16 protein-coding genes are annotated in these 20152 nt (G+C 59.4%); 6 read left to right on the forward strand and 10 right to left on the reverse strand.

Annotated elements, in window-relative coordinates:
* Positions 1 to 2 precede the first annotated feature (2 nt).
* A complete protein-coding gene (locus ACESTR_RS03295) occupies positions 3 to 1718 on the forward strand; it encodes a sensor histidine kinase (RefSeq protein ID WP_279063500.1) in 1716 nt (571 codons plus the stop codon).
* 253 nt (positions 1719 to 1971) lie between these two features.
* Here ACESTR_RS03295 and ACESTR_RS03300 read toward each other — a convergent pair whose 3' ends face one another.
* From ACESTR_RS03300 to ACESTR_RS03325, 6 genes are read right to left on the reverse strand one after another with little or no spacing between them, the layout of a single operon-like run.
* Positions 1972 to 3366, reverse strand: coding sequence for an aldo/keto reductase (locus ACESTR_RS03300; RefSeq protein ID WP_270389300.1), 1395 nt, complete (start codon positions 3364 to 3366; stop codon positions 1972 to 1974).
* 11 nt (positions 3367 to 3377) lie between these two features.
* A complete protein-coding gene (locus ACESTR_RS03305) occupies positions 3378 to 4985 on the reverse strand; it encodes a 4Fe-4S binding protein (RefSeq protein ID WP_279063497.1) in 1608 nt (535 codons plus the stop codon).
* Between the two features lie 10 nt (positions 4986 to 4995).
* The gene (locus ACESTR_RS03310; RefSeq protein ID WP_009598160.1) at positions 4996 to 5553 is read right to left on the reverse strand and encodes a flavodoxin; all 558 of its coding nucleotides are present in this window, start codon (positions 5551 to 5553) and stop codon (positions 4996 to 4998) included.
* A gap of 19 nt (positions 5554 to 5572) precedes the next feature.
* Positions 5573 to 6112: a flavodoxin family protein gene (locus ACESTR_RS03315; protein WP_009598263.1), complete on the reverse strand. Its 540-nt coding sequence runs from the start codon at positions 6110 to 6112 to the stop codon at positions 5573 to 5575.
* 16 nt (positions 6113 to 6128) lie between these two features.
* Entirely contained in the window at positions 6129 to 7631 is a 1503-nt protein-coding gene (locus ACESTR_RS03320) for a cupin domain-containing carboxymuconolactone decarboxylase family protein (RefSeq protein WP_373178816.1), read from the reverse strand.
* A 34-nt stretch (positions 7632 to 7665) separates the two neighbouring features.
* A complete protein-coding gene (locus tag ACESTR_RS03325; protein ID WP_130062647.1) occupies positions 7666 to 8517 on the reverse strand; it encodes an aldo/keto reductase in 852 nt (283 codons plus the stop codon).
* A gap of 232 nt (positions 8518 to 8749) precedes the next feature.
* Between ACESTR_RS03325 and ACESTR_RS03330 the strand changes: the two genes are divergently transcribed.
* Positions 8750 to 9646, forward strand: coding sequence for a helix-turn-helix domain-containing protein (locus ACESTR_RS03330; RefSeq protein WP_009598129.1), 897 nt, complete (start codon positions 8750 to 8752; stop codon positions 9644 to 9646).
* A gap of 158 nt (positions 9647 to 9804) precedes the next feature.
* On the opposite strand, the gene gpmA is transcribed toward ACESTR_RS03330, so the two are convergent.
* From gpmA to ACESTR_RS03350, 4 genes are all read right to left on the reverse strand, one after another.
* A complete protein-coding gene (gene gpmA, locus ACESTR_RS03335; RefSeq protein WP_009598232.1) occupies positions 9805 to 10548 on the reverse strand; it encodes a 2,3-diphosphoglycerate-dependent phosphoglycerate mutase in 744 nt (247 codons plus the stop codon).
* A 3-nt stretch (positions 10549 to 10551) separates the two neighbouring features.
* The gene (locus ACESTR_RS03340; RefSeq protein ID WP_195559739.1) at positions 10552 to 11568 is read right to left on the reverse strand and encodes a 2-hydroxyacid dehydrogenase; all 1017 of its coding nucleotides are present in this window, start codon (positions 11566 to 11568) and stop codon (positions 10552 to 10554) included.
* Positions 11569 to 11625: 57 nt separating this feature from the next.
* Positions 11626 to 12678: a class I fructose-bisphosphate aldolase gene (locus tag ACESTR_RS03345; protein WP_009598180.1), complete on the reverse strand. Its 1053-nt coding sequence runs from the start codon at positions 12676 to 12678 to the stop codon at positions 11626 to 11628.
* A 90-nt stretch (positions 12679 to 12768) separates the two neighbouring features.
* The gene (locus ACESTR_RS03350; protein ID WP_009598196.1) at positions 12769 to 13617 is read right to left on the reverse strand and encodes an AraC family transcriptional regulator; all 849 of its coding nucleotides are present in this window, start codon (positions 13615 to 13617) and stop codon (positions 12769 to 12771) included.
* A 162-nt stretch (positions 13618 to 13779) separates the two neighbouring features.
* Here ACESTR_RS03350 and ACESTR_RS03355 point away from each other — a divergent pair, with 162 nt between their 5' ends.
* The 4 genes from ACESTR_RS03355 to ACESTR_RS03370 are packed head-to-tail and all read left to right on the forward strand — an operon-like array spanning position 13780 to position 20079.
* Entirely contained in the window at positions 13780 to 14937 is a 1158-nt protein-coding gene (locus tag ACESTR_RS03355; protein ID WP_022044728.1) for an efflux RND transporter periplasmic adaptor subunit, read from the forward strand.
* Positions 14938 to 14940: 3 nt separating this feature from the next.
* Positions 14941 to 18120, forward strand: a complete 3180-nt coding sequence (locus ACESTR_RS03360; protein WP_373178820.1) for an efflux RND transporter permease subunit — start codon at positions 14941 to 14943, stop codon at positions 18118 to 18120.
* 4 nt (positions 18121 to 18124) lie between these two features.
* Complete coding sequence (locus tag ACESTR_RS03365; protein WP_009598125.1) at positions 18125 to 19498, forward strand: TolC family protein; 1374 nt, start codon at positions 18125 to 18127, stop codon at positions 19496 to 19498.
* On the forward strand, positions 19498 to 20079 hold the full coding sequence (locus ACESTR_RS03370; RefSeq protein WP_195290882.1) for a TetR/AcrR family transcriptional regulator: 582 nt from the start codon (positions 19498 to 19500) through the stop codon (positions 20077 to 20079). The genes ACESTR_RS03365 and ACESTR_RS03370 overlap by 1 nt, the downstream gene beginning before the upstream one ends.
* The last annotated feature ends 73 nt before the right edge of the window (positions 20080 to 20152 follow it).

The raw sequence follows: 20152 nt of genomic DNA on the forward strand, positions 1-20152 counted from the left end.
CCATGAAAATACAAAGAAGGCTCACCTTGGGAATCGGCGCGCTGTTCGCCATGATCCTGCTGCTCGGAATCCAGTCGGTCAGTTACGTCCGGCAGCTTTCGCACGCCACGGGGACCATATTGGCCGACAACTACAATTCGCTGCAGTACGCCGGGGACATGCTGCGGTCGCTGAACGACATCGGACACGATTCGGTGTCGCGGCACGTCCTGCGGCAGAGTCTCGCCCTGCAGCAGCAGAACATCACCGAGATCAGCGAAAAGGAGATGACCACGGCGCTCGAACGGCATATCGCGTCGCTGAGCGACCCCGTCACCGAAGCCGAAATACAGACCGTGCGCGAGGATCTCTTCCGGATCATGGAGCTGAACATGGCCGCCATCCGGAGCAAAAGCTCCGGGGTGGAGCAGCGCGCCGACTACGTGATGTGGTGGCTGATCGTCGTGGCCGCACTGTGCGTCCTGAGCGCAGGGGCCATCCTGATCTGGTTTCCGCAGACGGTGCTCCGGCCGATCGACACCCTGAAGCGGGGTATCAAGGAGATCGCCAACCACAACTACCGGCAGCGGCTCGACTTTACGGGCAACCGCGAATTCGAATCCGTCGCCGAGTCGTTCAACGACATGGCCGCCAAACTCGACGAGTACCGCCGCAGTTCGCTCGACGACCTGATGACGGCGAAAAAACGCATCGAAGCGATCGTAAACACGCTCCACGAGCCGATCATCGGACTCGATCCCGAAAAGACCATCCTTTTCATGAACCGCGAAGCGCTTTCGGTGCTGAATCTTCCGGAAGACGTCATCGGGCGGAACGCGACCGAGGTAGCCCTGTCCAACGACCTGCTGCGCCGTCTACTGCGCGAACTCTGCGACGAAAGGAAAGACGCCGAGAAGGAGCCGCTGAAGATATACGCCGACAACAAGGAGAGCTATTTCCAGATGGACAACACACCGCTCTACATCACGCCCGTGGGTGGACGCGAACAGCAGTTCGTGGGTAACCTGATCATCCTCAACAACATCACCAAATTCAAGGAGCTGGACTCCGCTAAAACCAACTTCATATCGACCGTTTCGCACGAGATGAAGACCCCGATTTCGTCGATCCTGATGAGCCTGCAGCTGCTGGGCGACGACCGGCTGGGAAAGCTCAACGACGAGCAGAAACAGCTGGTGGGCAGTATCAGGGAGAGCAGCGACCGCCTGCTTTCGATCACGGGCGAACTGCTGAACATGACGCAGATCGAGACCGGGAAACTTAAACTGATGCCTAAGATAACAAAACCTATCGAGTTGATAGACTATGCAGTAAAGGCAACGCAGGTATTAGCCGACCGGTTCTGCTGTTTCGTGGAGATAGACTATCCCGAAAAGATCTCGAAACTGTTCGTCGACAACGAGAAGATCGCATGGGTTATCACGAATCTGCTGTCGAACGCCATCCACCATTCGCCCGAAAAGTCGCGCATCGTCATCGGGGCCGTACAGCACGACAAAGCGGTCGAAATCTACGTGCAGGACTTCGGCCGGGGCATCGACCCGCGCTACCATAAGAGCATTTTCGAACGTTATTTCCGGGTACCGGGCACGAAAGTGCAGGGCAGCGGGCTGGGACTGGCCATTTCGAAGGAGTTCGTCGAAGCGCACGGCGGCACAATTTCGGTCGAAAGCGAGATCGGCAAGGGCAGCCGGTTCTCGATCCTGCTGCCGGTGTAGATACGGCAGACTGGCTCCGGGAAGGTATCGGGACGGGCTGAGTGAGTGGGAGCAGACGGCTGCGACCCGATGCAGGCAGGAGCAGGCAGGAACAAACGGATGCAGCTCGCTGCAGGCAGGAGCGGAGAGACGCAGATAGATACGAACAGAACGAGAAACGGACGCAAAGCAGGCACCAATGCGCAGCGGATTCCAATGCGCCGATGCCGCCAAATACGAAGCCGCCGCAGAATCGGTCTGCGGCGGCTTCGCATTACAGATTTTCCTGTTTCAAATGCTCGACATAGCGGTCGATGCGGTGCAGTTCGTGCGGAATCTTGATGTTCTGGGGACAGTGCGGCACGCATTGGTTGCAGCCGATGCAGCGGCTCGCCTGTCGGAGACGTGGCACGCTGCGGTCGTAGCCCACCAGAAACGCCCGCCGGGCCTTCCGGTAATTTTCGTCCTGCGACGAAGCGGCCACGTTGCCTTCGTTGACGCATTTGTTGTAATGCAGCAGAATGGCCGGAATATCGAGTCCGTAAGGACACGGCATGCAGTATTTGCAGTCGTTGCAGGGAATCGTGGGGTAGCGCAGCATCAGCTGCGCCGTCTCCTCCAGAAATTCCCGGTCGGCGTCGGTCAGTTCGTCGAGCGGCGAATAGGTGCGCAGGTTGTCCTGCAGGTGTTCCATGTAGCTCATGCCGCTCAGCACGGTCAGCACGCCGGGGAACGACCCCGCGAAACGGAACGCCCACGAAGCCACGCTCGACGAGGGCCGCCGCTGTTTGAGGTGGGCGACGATATGGTCGGGAACGTTCGAAAGGCGGCCGCCCAGCAGCGGCTCCATGATGACGGCCGGAATGCCGCGCTTCTCCAGTTCGCCGTAGAGATACTCGGCGTCGGTATTGCGCGTATTAAGCTCCTTGGCATGTTTCCAGTCCATATAGTTGAGCTGAATCTGCACGAAATCCCACTTTATCTCCTCATGACGCGAAAGCAGGTAGTCGTACACCTCGACGTCGCCGTGATAGGAGAATCCCAGATTGCGGATGCGTCCCGCTTCGCGCTCGGCGAGCAGGAAATCGAGCATCCCGTTGTCGAGGTAACGGCTGCGGAGCGACTCCATGCCGCCCATGCCGATTCCGTGCAGCAGGTAATAGTCGATATAATCCACCTGCAAGGCCCGGAAAGAGTTGCGGTACATCTCCATCGAGGCCGCGCGGCTATGGGTCGAAGGGTCGAAATTGGAAAGTTTCGTGGCAACGAAGAATTTTTCGCGCGGATGCCGTTTGAGGGCGATTCCCGTCGCGGTCTCCGACCAGCCGCGCACATAGGCCGGCGAGGTGTCGAAGTAGTTGACGCCGTGCGCAATGGCGTAGTCGACCAGTTCGTTGACGGCCTGCTGGTCGATCTCATCGCCCGAACCGTCGCTCTTCGCACGCGTCGGCCAGCGCATGCAGCCGTAGCCCAGCAGCGACACGCGGTCGCCCGTGGAAGGTGTTGTGCGATAAGTCATCTTGTCGGTCGGGACTTCTCCCACGGCGGCGGTGTCGCCCGCCGCACCGCCTTTGGGTTTGCAGCCGTACAACGCGGCGGTCGTGGCGGCGGCTCCTACGCCGAGCACCTTCAGGAATTCCCGGCGGTCTATCTTTTTCTTCTCTTTCATACTCCTGACTGTTAAACGGTTCTGTGACGCAGATGCCCTTCGACGTAAATCGCGCTGAACGGGCGGCTCGGACAAAGATTCTCGCATGCTCCGCAGCCGATGCAGCGCTCCTCGTTCACGGCGGGGATAAGCGGCGAATCAGGGTTATCCGGATCCTTATGCACCATGTGAATGGCTCCCGTGGGACAGTGGCGTGCGCAGTTGCCGCAGTCCACGCCGTCGGTATTGACGACGCAGTTGTCGGCGATCCACACGGCATGGCCGATCTGCGTCGCCGACTTCTCGGCCGCCGTGATCGGACGGATAGCCCCCGTGGGACACACTTCGGAACACTTCGTACATTCGGGCCGGCAGTAGCCGCGCTCGTACGACATTTCGGGCTGCATCAGGGTCATCAGCTTGCCGGAGGGGCGCAGCACCTGATTGGGGCACGCCACCACACACAGCTGACACCCGGTACAGTGCGCCGTCAAGTTGCGGGCCGCCAGCGATCCCGGCGGCGTGATCGGCACGGCGCGGTCCGGGACTTTCTTATCCTCGATCAGCGCCAGTCCGCCGTCCACCTTCTTCTCCTGCGCCTTCACGGTAGCCGTGTAGGCCAAAACGCCGGCAATCGTGAGGAATTTGCGGCGCGAAGGGTCGGCGGGCCTGTCCGCGGCGACGACACGCTCCGCCTTTGACGAAGATTCCGCGGCGACGTCACGGTCCGCCTTTGACGAAGATTCCGCTGCAACGCCGCGGTCCGTCTTTGCCGGAGTCTCCGCCGCTGCGGACGCGGAGGTCTCCGAAGCGGGTTTTGCGGCCGGTTTGCGCGAAAAGGCGATGGCGTGCTGACGGCATTTGCCGATACAGTCCATGCAGGCCACACAACGGCTGTAGTCGATTTCGTGCGACTTGGCGTCGATGCACGAGGCCTTGCAGTTGCGCGCGCAAAGCCCGCAGCCGTTGCACTTCGAGGTGTCGATGCGGGGCTTAAAGACCGCAAAACGCGACACGAAGCCCAATATCGTGCCGACCGGACAAACCGTATTGCAGTAGGTGCGGCCGTTGCGCCACGCCAGCACGGCCAGAACCGCGAACGTCGCGGCGGCCACGGCGAACGTCACGCCGCTCTTCACCCAAACGTCCACCGTATAGAACGCATAGCTGTCGATCCGCTCTGCCGCATAGGCCAGCAGGTTGTTGCCCCACCGGTAGAGCGGCGCAAAGAGGTTCGACGCGATACGCCCGTAAGCACTGTAAGGCGCCAGCAGTTCGGCGACGGGCTTGATATGGGCCACCATCGCCGCAACGAACAGCGCCAGCATACCGTAACGCAGCCACGGCAAGGCACGGGAATAGGTGAAACGGTTTTTGCGCCGTTTGCCGCCCGCCCACGAAGCGACGTCCTGAAAGACGCCCAGCGGGCAGATCACCGAACAGTAGACCCGTCCGAACAACAGCGTCAGCACCAAGAGCGCCGCAACGACGGCGACATTGACCGCCAAAACAGCGGGCAGCAACTGCACTCTGGCCATCCAGCCGAACCACGCATGCAGCGTCCCCGTGAAATCGAGGAAGAGCAGCGTAATCATCGTAAAGAAAACGGCCGCGGCCGCGATTCTGATTTTTCGCAACATCTGGTATAGTTTATTTTGTCAGATTCAATCCCTGAACCCACTTCCGCACGACGTCCCGCGAGTCTTTCACGGCCCCGCCGCGTAGGGGAAGCCCGCCGAGCAGGGTAGCGCCCGCACAAAGTTTCCGAATATCCTCTTCGCTGCGGCCCATGCGGCTGCCTTCGTGGGTCATAAACGGCACGACGGTCTTGCCCGCCCAGTCGCAGTCCGCGAGGAACGTCGCCACCGGCGGCGCGACCGTGGACCACCAGCAGGGCGAACCGACGAAAATCACGTCGTACGCCCCGACGTCGGGCAGCCTGCCTTTCAGCGCAGGGCGGACGCCGCCGCCGATCTCTTTCTTGGCCTGATCCACGACGGCTCCGTATTCGGCGGGGTAGGCCGCGGCCGGAACGATCTCGAAAAGATCGCCGCCCGTCGCTTCGGCGATCTGCCGCGCCATGGCGCGCGTATTGCCGCTGTGGGAGAAATAGGCCACCAGCACCTTCGTGCCGGATGCGGTCTGCGCCTGTGTATTCATATCGGGTAAGAACATCGTCATAATCGCTATCAAAACAATCCGTTTCATTTTGTTCTCTATTTTAGGTTTACACCCGGCGGCCCAGCTCATAGACTTCGTCCATCGCAGGCATTCCTTCGATTTCACCCGCCTGCCAAGCTCCGACGCCGTAAACGACACCCCGCTCTTCGGGGTCGTCGAGACAGTCGAGAAATCCGCGGAAACACTCCACGGTGCGCTCCATCATCTCAACGCTCTCTTCGGCGGCCGTCAGGATGAAGTAAAACTCCTTGCCGCCCATCTCCGTATAGCGGGCGCAGGTGCGGTCGATCAGGGTCTTCATCTGCGCGCAGAGCGTATAGAAGTAAACCGGCGTAGCCATCACGATCACCTCCGCGCCGATCATCTTGCCGACCACCTCGGCCGCATCGTCCCGCTGCGGACAGGGCTTCGCCCCGCCGTAACATACGCCGCAGCCCGTGCAGTAATTTATCTTCTTATCCCGGAGGAAAATCTTCTCCACGTCGTGTCCGGCCTGCTGCGCCCCGGCCATGAACCGGTCGCACAACAAATCCGAGTTACCCCCGCGCCGCGGGCTGGAGGAGAGGATCAATACTTTCTTCGCCATATCTATTTCTTCTTTTTTATTCGTTTTCGGGTATCGCTTCGTTCAGGCAGGCGATCGCATTCAGCGTACGCGGATAGCCTGCATAGGGCAGCAGCTGGGTCACCACAGCCAACAACGTCCGCTTGTCGTTGCCGACATTCAGGTTGCCCTGAATATGTCCCCTGAGCTGGGGTTCGCAGCCGCCCAGCGTGAGCAGCATCGAGAAAGTCAGCAGCTCGCGCACCTTCGCATCCAGCCCGCCGCGGGAGACGTAATCGCCGAAACAGTTGGCCGACAGGTAGTCCTGTATATGTTGCTGGTTCTCCGGCGCGGCGGCGCGCATCGCATCGATCCGCTCCCCGAAAATAGCCTTCTGCACCGCCAGTCCCTTTTCGAAGCGGGTTTCGGGCGAAGTCGCCGACTGGCCTTCGAGCGGAAGCGCAACGCCCCGCGCCGTCAGCACCCCGTTGACGATATGCACGAAATCGACCGTCCGCGCCATGCCGACGTAGGGAACCGCCTGATAGACCACCTCTTTCGCTTCGACGGGCGTCACACCCACGTTCAGCGCGCCTTCGAGCATCGTCCGAAACTCGGTCTGCGCGGCTCCGGCAATGCACGACGCGAGGATGCACATCATCCGCGTCTTAACGTCGAGATCGCCGTAGCCGAGTACTTCAGCGAACGTAAAGTTATCAAAAATTTCGATTAATTCGGGATCGGTCGCCGCAAGTTCCGATTCGCACCCGGAAAACAGCTGCGCACGGGTCTCTACGGCCGCGGCGCGCAGGCGCGGAGCCGCGCTCTTGGCCGAGGACAGGGGCGCTGTTGCGGACATGGACATTGCCGCAGGAATGGGCGCTGCGGAGGACATGGACATTGCCGCAGGAATGGGCGCTGCGGAGGACATGGACATTGCCGCAGGAATGGGCGCTGCGGAAGACATGGACATTGCTGCGGAAACGGCCGCGACCGAAGATTCGGCAGTCACAGCAATCCCGGCGGCGGGAGCGGTCGCAGAGGCGGGTGTGGAGGCGATTGCGGCAGCCCCGGCGGTCGCAGCGGAATAGTGCGCGTCGTCCACCGGTCCGAGCCACGTATTGCGGTTGGTCTGCGGATTGGTTTCGATCGCCAGATGCGAGAACCAACTGTCAGGAGCCGCGCCGTGCCAGTGCACCGCGTCGGGAGCGATCTCGACCACGTCGCCCGGCAGCAGCTCGCGGGCCGGCTCGCCCTCGGCCTGATAATATCCCCGGCCGCCCACGGCGACGAGAATCTGGCCGCCCGTATGGCTATGCCAGTTGTTGCGGCATCCGGGTTCGAACGTGACGTTCGAAATCGGGCAGTTGAGCGCCCCGTTCCGCGTCAGCCGGGCCAGATAAGCCTGACCGACAAAATATTTCGAGAATGTTTCGGGCAGTTTATCCCCGACGGGGAACACGCTGATTTTCTTCGGTTTTTCCATATTCCGAGCATTTATCCGGTTACACGTTCCGGCCGCAAGCAGTGCGGCCGCAATTATAAAAAGAAGTTGCTTCATCGTTTCGCGTTTTCATCATATCCTCAGTTGCCGATCAGTCCATCTCGTATTTCATCGTCCCCAGCCACTTCACGGTCTCAGGATCGCGGTGTGACAGAAAACAGCTCCGCCGGGTGTCGAGCGTTGCGATCAGATCCATGTCTTCCGGCGCGAGGTGAAAATCGAAGACGGCGATATTTTCGGCCATGCGCTCCGGACGCACCGACTTCGGGATCACGACCACGCCGCGCTGGATCAGCCAGCGCAGGACGACCTGAGCGACCGATTTCCGGTATTTCGCGGCCAGCGACACCAGCGTCCCGTTGCCGAACAGATTGTTGCGCCCCTCGGCGAACGGCGCCCACGATTCGATCTGCACGCCCTCAGAGGCCATCACCGCGGCCGCTTCGGTCTGCTGGCAGAAGGGATGCGTCTCGACCTGATTGACGGCGGGGACCACCTCGTTATGAAGGATCAGGTCCACCAGCCGGTCCGGCTGGAAATTGCTCACCCCGATGGCCCGGACGGCCCCTTCGCGGTAAAGCTCCTCCATCGCCCGCCACGAACCGTAGACGTCGCCGAACGGCTGATGGATCAGGTAGAGGTCGAGATAATCGAGCTGCAGGCGTTCGAGCGACTTGGCGAAAGCCCGCTTCGTGCTCTCGTACCCGGCATCCTGCACCCAGAGTTTCGTCGTGATGAAAAGTTCCTCGCGGGGTACGCCGCTCCGCCGGATCGCCCGGCCCACGGCCCGCTCATTGAGATAGGCCGAAGCGGTGTCGATCGAACGGTAACCCGCCGCAATCGCATCGCATACACACTGTTCGCAGACCGTCTCTTCGACCTGATAGACACCGAAACCCAGAACCGGCATTTCGACGCCGTTGTTCAAAATTCTATGCTCCATTTTTTCTCCTTTTATTGATTTCAAACCCGTTTTCCGACCGACGAAACCACCTTTCGTTTTCCCGGTTTATCGGGTTCGGGTCCGTTTTACACTGCAAAAGTAGGGCGATTCCGGCGGCGTGTCATTACCCGAATTACGGTTCGTCATACCATTATTACCGATTCGGCCGCGAAGGTGCGGCGGGCATGGAAAAAAGCATTAACTTTGTGACAGACAACAATAATCGAAGCATATGGACGAGATCGTAAAAATGGAGCACGTCTACCAGTACAACGAAATGATGGGGCAGGAGACGCTCCATCCGCTGGTCAGCGTCATCGACTTTTCGAAATGCCCGAAGGCCCGGCACGCCCGGCGCATGTACGGATTCTACTGCGTCTTCCTGAAAGACGTCAAATGCGGCGACATGCGCTACGGACGCCACTATTACGACTATCAGGAGGGAACGCTCGTATTCATCGCACCGGGGCAGGTGGTCGGCATCGAGGACAACGGCGAGGTGTTTCAGCCCAAAGGCTGGGCGCTGCTGTTCCACCCCGACCTGATCCGGGGCACGTCGCTCGGACGCAGCATGGACGAATACACCTTCTTTTCGTACGAAGCCAACGAGGCCCTGCATCTCTCGGAGCAGGAGCGGCTCGTGGTGCTCGAATGCCTACAGAACATAACGGGCGAATTGAACCACGCAATCGACAAGCACAGCAGACGGCTGATCGTCTCGAACATCGAACTGCTGCTCAACTACAGCATACGCTTCTACGAACGGCAGTTCATCACGCGCAGCGAGGTCAACAAAGACGCGCTGTCCCGATTCGAACGGCTGCTGAACGACTATTTCAAAGGCGACACGCCCCAGCGCGACGGGGTGCCTTCGGTACGCTGGTGCGCGGAACAGCTGCACCTGTCGGCCAACTATTTCGGCGACCTGATAAAGAAGGAGACCGGCAAATCGGCGCAGGAGTACATTCAGCTGAAGGTGATCGACATCGCCAAGGAACGGATATTCGACGCAACGAAGTCGATCAGCGAAATCGCCTACGAGCTCGGTTTCCGCTATCCCCAGCACTTCACCCGGTTGTTCAAGAAGTGCGTCGGCATGTCGCCCAACGAATACCGGACGACAAACTGACGCCGCAACGAAGCATCATCGCATTCAGGCGGCGGCAACCGGAGCCACCCCAGAGAATCGCATCACCCGCGCCGAAAAAAAGCCCCCGCTCGCAATGAGCGGGGGCTAAAACATGAAGGCCGGGAATTCTACCTTCCCGCGCCGGAATTCGCGCCGTGCTATTTCCGACCCTGATCGGCGACGGCGGCCATCAGCGCGGCGATCTCTTCGGGGTCGCCGAGGAAATAGTCCCTGACGTAATTCAGCCCGTCGTCGAATTCGAAGACATAAGGCACGGCGGTCGGGAGATTGAACTCCGAAATGGCTTCGTCGGAGATGCCTTTCAGGTGCTTGATAATGCCGCGCAGGCTGTTGCCGTGGGCCACGACCAGCAGGGAGTCGTGGCGGGCGAGCGCCGGCAGGATTTCGCATTTCCAGTAGGGCATGATGCGGCCGACGGTGTCGAGCAGCGACTCGGTGCGGGGCAGTTCCGCTTCGGGTACGTCGCGGTAGCGGGGATCGAAGCGCGGGTTGCGCGGGTCCTCTTCGCCGAGCGGCGCCGGAGCCACATCATAACTGCGGCGCCAGATATGCACCTGCTCGTCGCCGTATTTCTCTGCCGTCTCCTTTTTGTTAAGCCCCTGCAAAGAGCCGTAATGCTTCTCGTTGAGCCGCCAGCTCTTCGAAACCGGCACCCAATCCTGATCCAGCTTGTCGAGTACGACGCCGAGCGTCTTCACGGCCCGTTTCAGGTAGGAGGTATAGGCATGCCCGAACAGAAAGCCCTCCTCGCGCAACAGCAGGCCGGCCTTTTCGGCCTCGGCGACGCCTTTTTCGCTCAGATCGACGTCCGTCCATCCCGTGAACCGGTTTTCCCGGTTCCATGTGCTCTCGCCGTGGCGGAGCAAAACAACTTTTTTCATCGTTCAGTTCATCGTTTTTTCCGATTCGGCGCGCACCTCGTTCCGCAACTCCCGGTGCACAGCGAAATCGTTGATATTCTGCAAAGTGGTGTGCGCTATATTATCCAGCGCTTCACGTGTAAAGAACCCCTGATGGGAGGTCATGACGACATTGTTGAACGAGAGCAGGCGCGCCAGCACGTCGTCGTCCATGATCCGGTCCGACGTGTCCTCGTAGAAATAGGCGGCCTCCTCTTCGTACACGTCCAGTCCGGCCGCACCGATCTTCTTCTCTTTCAGCCCCTCGATCAGCGCTTCGGTGTGGATCAGCTGACCGCGGCCCGTATTGATGAGCATGACGCCGGGTTTCATCCTGCCGATGGCGGCGCCGTCGATCATGTAGCGGGTTGCGTCGGTCAGCGGGCAGTGCAGCGAGATGATGTCGGAGCGGCGGTAAAGTTCGTCCAGCGACACGTATTCTATCTGCGCCCGCACGGCATATTCCGGGTCGGGGTAGATGTCGTACGCGAGGACCTCCATGCCGAATCCCTTGAGGATGCGGATCAGTTCGCGGGCGATCTTTCCGGTGCCGACGATACCCGCCGTCTTGCCGTACATGTCGAATCCCAGCAGGCCGTGCAGCGAGAAGTTGCCGTCGCGCGTGCGCCAATAGGCGCGGTGGACCTTGCGGTTGAGCGTCAGCATCAGCATCACGGCGTATTCCGCCACGGCATGCGGCGAATAAGCGGGAACACGCACGACGGGAATGCCGTATTCCGCCGCGGCTTTCAGGTCCACGTTGTTGAATCCCGCGCAGCGCAGGGCGATCAGCTTCACGTCCATCGCCGCCAAAGAGCGTATCGTGGCGGCATCGGCCGTATCGTTCACGAAGATACAGACCGCATCGGCCCCCTGCGCCAGCGAAGTGTTGTTGCCGTTCAGGTGGCTGCGGTGGTAATTGAATTCGAATCCGTAACGCTCGTTGGCGCGGTCGAACGACTCCCGGTCATAGGGCTGCGTGCCGAAGAAGGTTATTTTCATAATGCACGATTTTATCTTTTTCTTACTTATATAGAAACGGTATACGCCGGGCCGTTATTACGCGATCGTCACTTCGGGATCGAGATATACGTCCTGAATGGCGTTGAGCAGGGCTATGCCTTCGTCCATGGGCCGCTGGAAAGCCTTGCGGCCGCTGATGAGACCCATGCCGCCGGCGCGTTTGTTCACCACGGCCGTCATGACGGCCTCCTGCAGATCGGACGCGCCGTGCGACTCGCCGCCCGAATTAATCAGCCCCACGCGGCCCATATAGCCGTTGGCCACCTGATAGCGGCAAAGGTCGATGGGGTGGTCGGTGGTCAGCTTCGTGTAAACCTCGTCGCGGGTCTTGCCGAAACCGATGGCGCGGAAACCGCCGTTGTTCTCCGGAAGCTTCTGCTTCACGATGTCGGCCTTGATGGTCACGCCCAAGTGATTCGCCTGCCCCGTGAGGTCGGCCGAAGCGTGGTAATCGACGCCGTCCTTCCTGAAGCTCCCGTTGCGCAGGTAACACCACAGGATCGTCGCCATGCCCAGCTCGTGGGCATAATCGAACGCCTCGGCGATCTCGACCAACTGGCGGCGGCTCTCCTCCGAGCCGAAATAGATCGTGGCGCCGACGGCGGCGGCGCCCATGTTCCAAGCGTCGCGCACGGTGCCGAACATCACCTGATCGTAGGAATTGGGGTAGGAGAGCAGTTCGTTGTGGTTGAGTTTCACGATGAACGGAATCCTGTGCGCGTATTTGCGCGCCACGGCGCCCAGCACGCCGAAGGTCGAAGCCACGGCGTTGCAGCCGCCCTCGACAGCCAGCTTCACGATATTCTCCGGATCGAAATAGGCCGGATTCGGAGCGAACGACGCGCCGGCCGCATGTTCGATGCCCTGATCCACGGGCAGGATCGACACATAGCCCGTACCGGCCAGACGGCCGTGGGAGAGTATCCACTGCAGGCTGCCGAGAGTGCGGATATTGCGGTCGGACTCCATCCAGACCCGGTCGACGGTGTCGGGCGCGGGAAGATACAGCAGTTTCTTGTCGATGGTCCGGCACACATGGGAAAGGTAGTATTCGGCCTTTTCCCCAAGAATTTCAATCGTCTTGCTCATAATCTTTCGTATTTTACGACATGCCCTGCAATTCAGGGTCCAAACACGACAGACGGCGCGAAACAAAAACTGCCCCGGTATCGGGGCTGCTTATTTTTTCGTGTTGCGGTACTCGGTGGGAGACTCGCCCGTATGCTTCTTGAAATAACGCCCCAGATAGGACTGGTCGGGAAAATGCAGGCGGTAGGCGATCTCCTGCACCGACAGATCCGTCGACTGCAGGAGCATCTTGATCTCCAGCAGCACCGAGCGGTCGATGAACTCCTTGGCCGAGCTATGCGCGATATTGCGCACGATGGTCGAGAGATAACGTGTCGAAATGCAGAGTTTGTCGGCATAGAACGACACCTCGCGCTGCTGCGAACTGTGTTCGTGCACCAGCGCGACGAAACGGTGGAAAAGCTCCGTCTGGCGCGTCGTCGTTTCGGGCGTCTGCTGCTGCATGTTGGCGTAACGCTGCAATTTGTCGTAAATCTCCAGCAGCACGTTCTGCAGGCGGTTGCGGATGATCGTATTGCGGAACACATTGTTGCGGTCGCGGTAGGTGTATGCGGCCATCTGAAACCAAGTACTGGCGCCTTCCACGATGCGGGCGGGCGGATAGGTGATCGGATTTTCGCGCAGGATTCTGAAAAACGACGGTTCGAGACGGAAACCGGCTTCGGCGAAAAGGTCGCGCGAGAAGGCGCAGAAGGTCATCCGGAAATCCTCCGTGCGGTTGGTCAGCATCAGCAGCGAGCCGGGCAGCACCAGAATCAGCGTGTTGCGCCGCACCTGACCGCAATATTGGTTCACGGTGGCGTCGGCGCTGCCCTTGCGGCAGTAGAGGATCGCCCCGCCTTCGCAGCGGCTCGCATAATTGCCGAAAAAGGCGAAATCGGACTCTCCGACGACGAACTGTTCTTCCGGTGTGGTTATTATGGGGTTAGTCGCTGACATAACAATTCTTTTTTCGAACAAATTTAACGCTTTTTTCATTAATTTCCTAAATTTTGTTCCGAAAAACACCAACACTGTTCGCAATATAATGGCACATCGTCGGCCTTTTTACGGTACTTTTGCACCGTAAAAAGTTTTTTTAGTTTAAAAAAGAGGAGAATTATGAAGCAAACATTTGTGAAAGCAGCCGTCATGGCCTGCTTCATGGCAGCCGTTTCGTGCGGACAGGCACCGACGGCAATGGGCCCCGCGGAATACGCCGTGATGACCATAGCCACTACCGACCGCGAAATCCCGATCAACTACTCGGCGACCATCCGCGGACGTCAGGACATCGCCATCTATCCGCAGGTTTCGGGAACCATCTTCGAACTCTGCGTAAACGAGGGTCAGACCGTTTCGAAAGGCCAGCCCCTTTTCATCATAGATCAGGTGCCGTACAAAGCGGCGCTGCAGACCGCAGAAGCCAACGTGGCGGCTGCCAAAGCCGGCGTAGCCACGGCGCAGCTCACCTACGACAGCAAAAAGGAGCTTTACGCCAAGAACGTGGTTTCGCAGTACGACCTGCTGACGGCCGAAAACACGCTGCTGACTGCCAAGGCCCAACTCGCGCAGGCCGAAGCGCAGCGCGTAAACGCCGCCAACAACCTCTCCTATACGGTCGTGAAGGCTCCGGCCAACGGCGTGGTGGGGACCCTGCCGTACCGTGTCGGCGCGCTGGTAAGCGCATCGATTTCGAAGCCGCTGACGACCGTATCGGACAACTCGGACGTATACGTCTACTTCTCGATGACCGAGAACCAGCTGCTCAACCTGACCCGTCAGTACGGTTCGATCGCCAACACGCTCAAGAACATGCCCGACGTACGGCTGGTGCTCAACGACGGTTCGGTCTATGACCGGACGGGCCGCATCGAGTCGATCAGCGGCGTCATCGACACCTCGACGGGCAGCGTACAGCTGCGCGCCGTGTTCCCCAATGCGGACGGCCTGCTCCATAGCGGCGGCGCCGGCAGCGTGATCGTGCCCAACATCCACAAAGACTGCGTAGTCGTACCGCAGGTTGCGACCTTCGAACTGCAGAACAAGGTATACGTATATAAGGTAGAGGACGGCAAAGCCACATCGTCGATGATCGACGTGGAGAAGATCAACAACGGCAGAGAGTATATCGTCAAGTCCGGACTTACGCCGGGCGACGTGATCGTTGCCGAAGGCGTAGGTCTGCTGCGTGAAGGTACGCCCATTGTCGTCAAGGGGCAGGGCGCCGCAGCACAGACAGCTCCTGAGGCCGCAACCCAAACCGAAAAGGAGGAATAACCTATGACACTGAAACATTTTATCGAACGACCCGTACTGGCGTCGGTCATATCCATCGTAATCGTAATCGCCGGTCTTATCGGTCTCGCGACGCTGCCCGTCGAGCAGTATCCCGACATCGCTCCCCCGACGGTGATGGTGCACGCCTCCTATCCGGGAGCCAGCGCAGAGACCATCCAGAAATCGGTCATCGTACCGCTCGAACAAGCTATCAACGGGGTGGAGGACATGACCTATATGACCTCCAGCGCCGCAGTCGGCAGCGCATCCGTAACGGTTTACTTCCGTCAGGGAATCAATGCCGACATGGCCGCCGTCAACGTGCAGAACCGAATATCGCGCGCTACCGGACAGCTGCCCTCGGAGGTGACGCAGATCGGTGTGACCACCATGAAGCGCCAAACCTCCATGGTGAAAATATTCTCGCTTTACAGCCCCGACGACTCCTACGACGAGACGTTCCTGTCGAACTATCTGAAGATCAACATCGAGCCGCGCGTTCTCCGTATCACGGGCGTCGGCGAAGCCTTCACGCTGGGAGCCGACTACTCGATGCGTATCTGGCTCAAGCCCGACGTGATGGCCCAGTACAAGCTCATCCCGTCGGACGTAACGGCGGCCCTCGCCGAGCAGAACATCGAGTCGGCAACCGGTACGCTGGGTGAAAACTCGCAGAACACGTTCCAGTATACGATGAAGTACCGCGGACGTCTGATGACTCCGGAGGAATTCGGGGAAATCGTACTCCTCGCACAACCCGACGGTACGATCCTGCACCTGAAAGACGTCGCCGACATCGAACTGGGCAGCGAATCCTATGCCTACAAGGGCTACACCAACGGCCATCCGGGCGTCAGCACGATGGTCTTCCAGACCGCCGGTTCGAACGCCACGCAGGTCGTCAACGAGATCAATGCACTGCTCAAAGAGGTCGAAAGCGAACTGCCCAAAGGCGTCGCCATCGCACACCTGCAGAGCGTGAACGACTTCCTCTACGCCTCGATCAACGAAGTGATCAAGACGCTGATCGAAGCCATCCTGCTCGTTATCCTCGTGGTATACGTCTTCCTGCAGGACATTCGTTCGACGCTGATCCCCACGATCTCGATCCTCGTGGCGCTGGTCGGAACCTTCGCGTTCCTCTCGGTGGCCGGATTCTCGATCAACCTGCTGACGCTCTTCGCGCTCGTCCTTGCCATCGGTACGGTCGTCGACGACGCCATTATCGTGGTGGAGGCTGTCCAAGCGCGTTTCGACGTGGGATATAAGTCCTCCTATATGGCAACCATCGACGCCATGTCGGGTATCACCTCGGCGATCATCACCTCGACGCTGGTCTTCATGGCCGTGTTCATTCCCGTAGCCATGATGGGCGGAACGTCGGGCGTATTCTACACGCAGTTCGGTATCACGATGGCCGTGGCCGTCGGTATCTCGGCGATCAACGCCCTTACGCTCTCCCCGGCCCTCTGCGCACTGCTCCTCAAACCGTATCTCGACGAGAACGGCGAAATGCGCGACAACTTCGCGGCACGCTTCCGCAAGGCTTTCAACAGCGGATTCAGCGCCATGATCAACAAATACAAGCACGGCGTACTGCTCTTCATCAAGCACAAATGGCTGATGTGGTCCACGCTCGGACTGGCGTTCGCCGCCCTTGTCTTACTGATGAACACCACGAAGACGGGTCTGGTGCCCGACGAGGACCAAGGTACGATCATGGTCAACGTCACGACGGCTCCGGGCACTTCGCTCGCCGAAACGCATCAGGTCATGGAAGAGGTCTCCGCCCGCATCAAGGCCATTCCCCAGATCAGGGACTTCATGCAGGTGGCCGGCTACGGTATGATCGCCGGTCAGGGCTCGTCCTACGGTATGTGTATCATCAAGCTGAAGGATTGGGAGGAACGTCCCGAAAAAACGGATGCGGTAAACGCGGTCATCGGTCAGATCTACGGACGCACGGCCGATATCAAGAACGCGCAGATCTTCGCCGTGGCGCCGCCGATGATTTCGGGTTACGGCACCTCGACCGGCTTCTCCATGCACCTGCAGGATAAGTCGGACGGCAGCCTGACCGACTTCTACAACATCTACCTGCGGTTCATCGGAGCGCTGAACCAGCGTCCGGAGATCGCAATGGCCTACTCGACCTTCAACATCAACTTCCCGCAGTACGTCGTAAGCATCGACGCGGCGAAGGCCAAACGCGCCGGCGTATCGCCCAACGCGATTCTCTCGACGCTTTCGGGTTACTACGGCGGCCAGTACGTTTCGAACGTCAACCGCTTCTCGAAGATGTACTATGTGACGATTCAGTCCGACCCGAAATACCGTCTCAACACCGAGTCGCTCAATAACGTCTTCGTGCGTACGAACAACGGGGAGATGGCTCCGCTGGGACAGTTCGTGGACCTGACGAGGGTTTACAGCTCCGAAGTGCTCAACCGCTTCAACATGTACAGCTCGATCGCCGTGAACGGCACCGCCGCCGACGGATATTCGTCGGGCGACGCCATCCGCGCCATTCAGGAAGTCGCGGCGCAGGTGCTCCCGAAAGGCTACGGTTACGACTTCGACGGCATCACCCGCGAGGAGGCGCAGACAGGCAGCAACACGACGATCATCTTCGGCATCTGTCTCCTGCTGATCTACCTCATCCTGAGCGCTCTGTACGAGAGCTTCCTGATTCCGTTCGCCGTCATTCTCTCCGTGCCGTGCGGTCTGCTGGGTTCGTTCCTCTTCGCCAAGATGATGGGGCTGGAGAACAATATCTACCTGCAGACGGGTATCATCATGCTGATCGGTCTGCTTTCGAAGACCGCCATCCTGATTACGGAGTACGCCGCCGACCGACGCGCCGCGGGCATGAGCCTCACGCAGGCCGCCGTATCCGCCGCCAAGGCCCGTCTCCGTCCTATCCTGATGACCGTCCTCACCTGCGTATTCGGTATGATTCCGCTGGTGTTCTCGCACGGTGTGGGCGCCAACGGCAACTCCACCCTCGGTTCGGGTGTCGTGGGAGGTATGATCGTCGGAACGCTGGCGCTGCTGTTCCTCGTACCGACGCTGTTCATCGTCTTCCAGACCCTGCAGGAGAAGGTCAAGCCGCTGGAGTTCGATCCCGATCCGCAGTGGGCCGTGCGCGCCGAGCTGGAGGAGTGTAAAAACGAGAAAGAGTAACAAGATGAAAAAGCTTATTATCATACTGGCCGCAGCGGCCATGACCGGCTGCGGCATCTACAAGCCTTATACGCGTCCCGAAGTGAAAACCGACGGACTCTACGGCACGGCCGAAACCGCCGATACGATGACGATCGGCAATATCGGCTGGGAAGAGATGTTTTCCGATCCCTACCTGCAGACGCTTATCCGGCAGGGACTGGAGAACAACACCGACCTGCAGTCGGCGCAGTGGCGGGTAAAGGAGGCCGAGGCGACGCTTAAATCGGCGCGTCTGGCTTACCTGCCGTCGTTCAACTTCGCACCGCAGGGCAACCTGAGCAGTTTCGACTGGGCGACGCCGTCGAAAACCTACAACATTCCCGTGACGGCAAGCTGGCAGATCGACATTTTCAACGGTCTGACCAATGCCAAGCGCAAAGCCAAAGCGCTCTACGCCCAGAGCCGGGAGTACGAGCAGGCCGTGAAGACGCAGCTGATCTCAGGCATTGCAAACCTCTATTACACGCTGCTGATGCTCGACGGGCAATATGAGGTAACCGAGCAGACCGCCGTGAAATGGCGCGAGAGCGTGCGCACGATGCGGGCGATGAAGGAGGCCGGCATGGCCAACGAAGCCGCCGTCGCCCAGTACGAAGGCACCTGTCTTTCGATCGAAGCGTCGCTGCACGATCTGCAATACCAGATCCGTATGGCCGAGAACAGTCTCTGCACGCTGCTGGCCGAAGGCCCGCATCAGATCGAGCGCGGCCGGCTCGAAGGACAGCGGCTGCCCGACGACCTGACGGTGGGCGTGCCCGTACAGATGCTTTCGAACCGTCCCGACATCCGCAGCGCCGAGTATTCGCTCATGCAGTCTTACTACGCCACCAGCGAAGCACGTTCGGCCCTTTATCCCACGATCACGCTGAGCGGCACGCTCGGTTGGACCAACAACAGCGGCATGGGGATCAAGGATCCCGGCAAGATACTGTGGTCGGCAGCGGCATCGCTTCTGCAGCCGATCTTTAACGCCAATGCCAACCGCGCCCGCGTGAAGATCGCCAAGGCGCAGCAGGAGGAGACCAAGCTGGCGTTCCAGCAGGCGCTGCTCAACGCCGGCGCAGAGGTGAACAACGCCCTTACGCAGTGCCAGTCGGCCCGCGCGAAGGCCGATCTGCGGGTACAGCAGATCGAAGCGCTGGAGCGCGCCGTGGAGAGCACGGAACTGCTGATGAAGCATAGCAGCACGACCTATCTGGAAGTGCTGACCGCCCAGCAGTCACTGCTTTCGGCCCAGTTGTCTCAGATAGCCGACCGCTTCGACGAAATACAAGGCGTCGTGAACCTCTATCAGGCTCTCGGCGGCGGTCGTGACATGGCTGAGGAGGCGAAATAATGAAGCGGGGAGCGACCAAGGAGGAGATCATCCGCATTACGCAGACTCTCATCGCCCGGAACGGCATCCGTGCCGTCCGGGTGGATGAGATCGTCCAGACGCTGGGTATCTCCAAGCGCACCCTGTATGAAATGTTCGCAGATAAAGACGAGTTGATAAGCTCCTGTCTCGACTCTATGAGCAGCCAGCAGCGCGCACGCATTGCAACGTACCGGAAACGGCGCAGCGGCAGTGCCTTGCAGCGGACTTTCAAGCTGGCGTACGAATATATCGCCAACCTCTACATGGTCGAAAGCAGTTTCTTGTCGGACCTGCGCCATAAAATAATTTATGCGGACCATTTCGACGAACACCGCGAGTTCTGGCGCCGCGAACTGGCACACCACCTCGAAGCCAGCAAGGAGGAGGGGTTGCTGCTTCCCGAAATCGAAGCCGCAGGTTTTGCGGACCGCATACTGGAGACGATTCTGGAACTGCGGCTCAACAACGCCACGCGAGAGGAGGTTTACCTCTTTTGCCGAACGATTCTGCGCGGCGCGGCGACCCGGCAGGGCATTGAACTCATCGACAAAAAACGATAATTCGTATTTTCCAATATCAAAACACTCCGCAACTATTCGTTGCGGAGTGTTTTTTTCGGCGGTTCAATAGCGG

It is taken from the genome of Alistipes sp. DJF_B185 (assembly GCF_964250025.1).
GTDB lineage: Bacteria > Bacteroidota > Bacteroidia > Bacteroidales > Rikenellaceae > Alistipes > Alistipes finegoldii.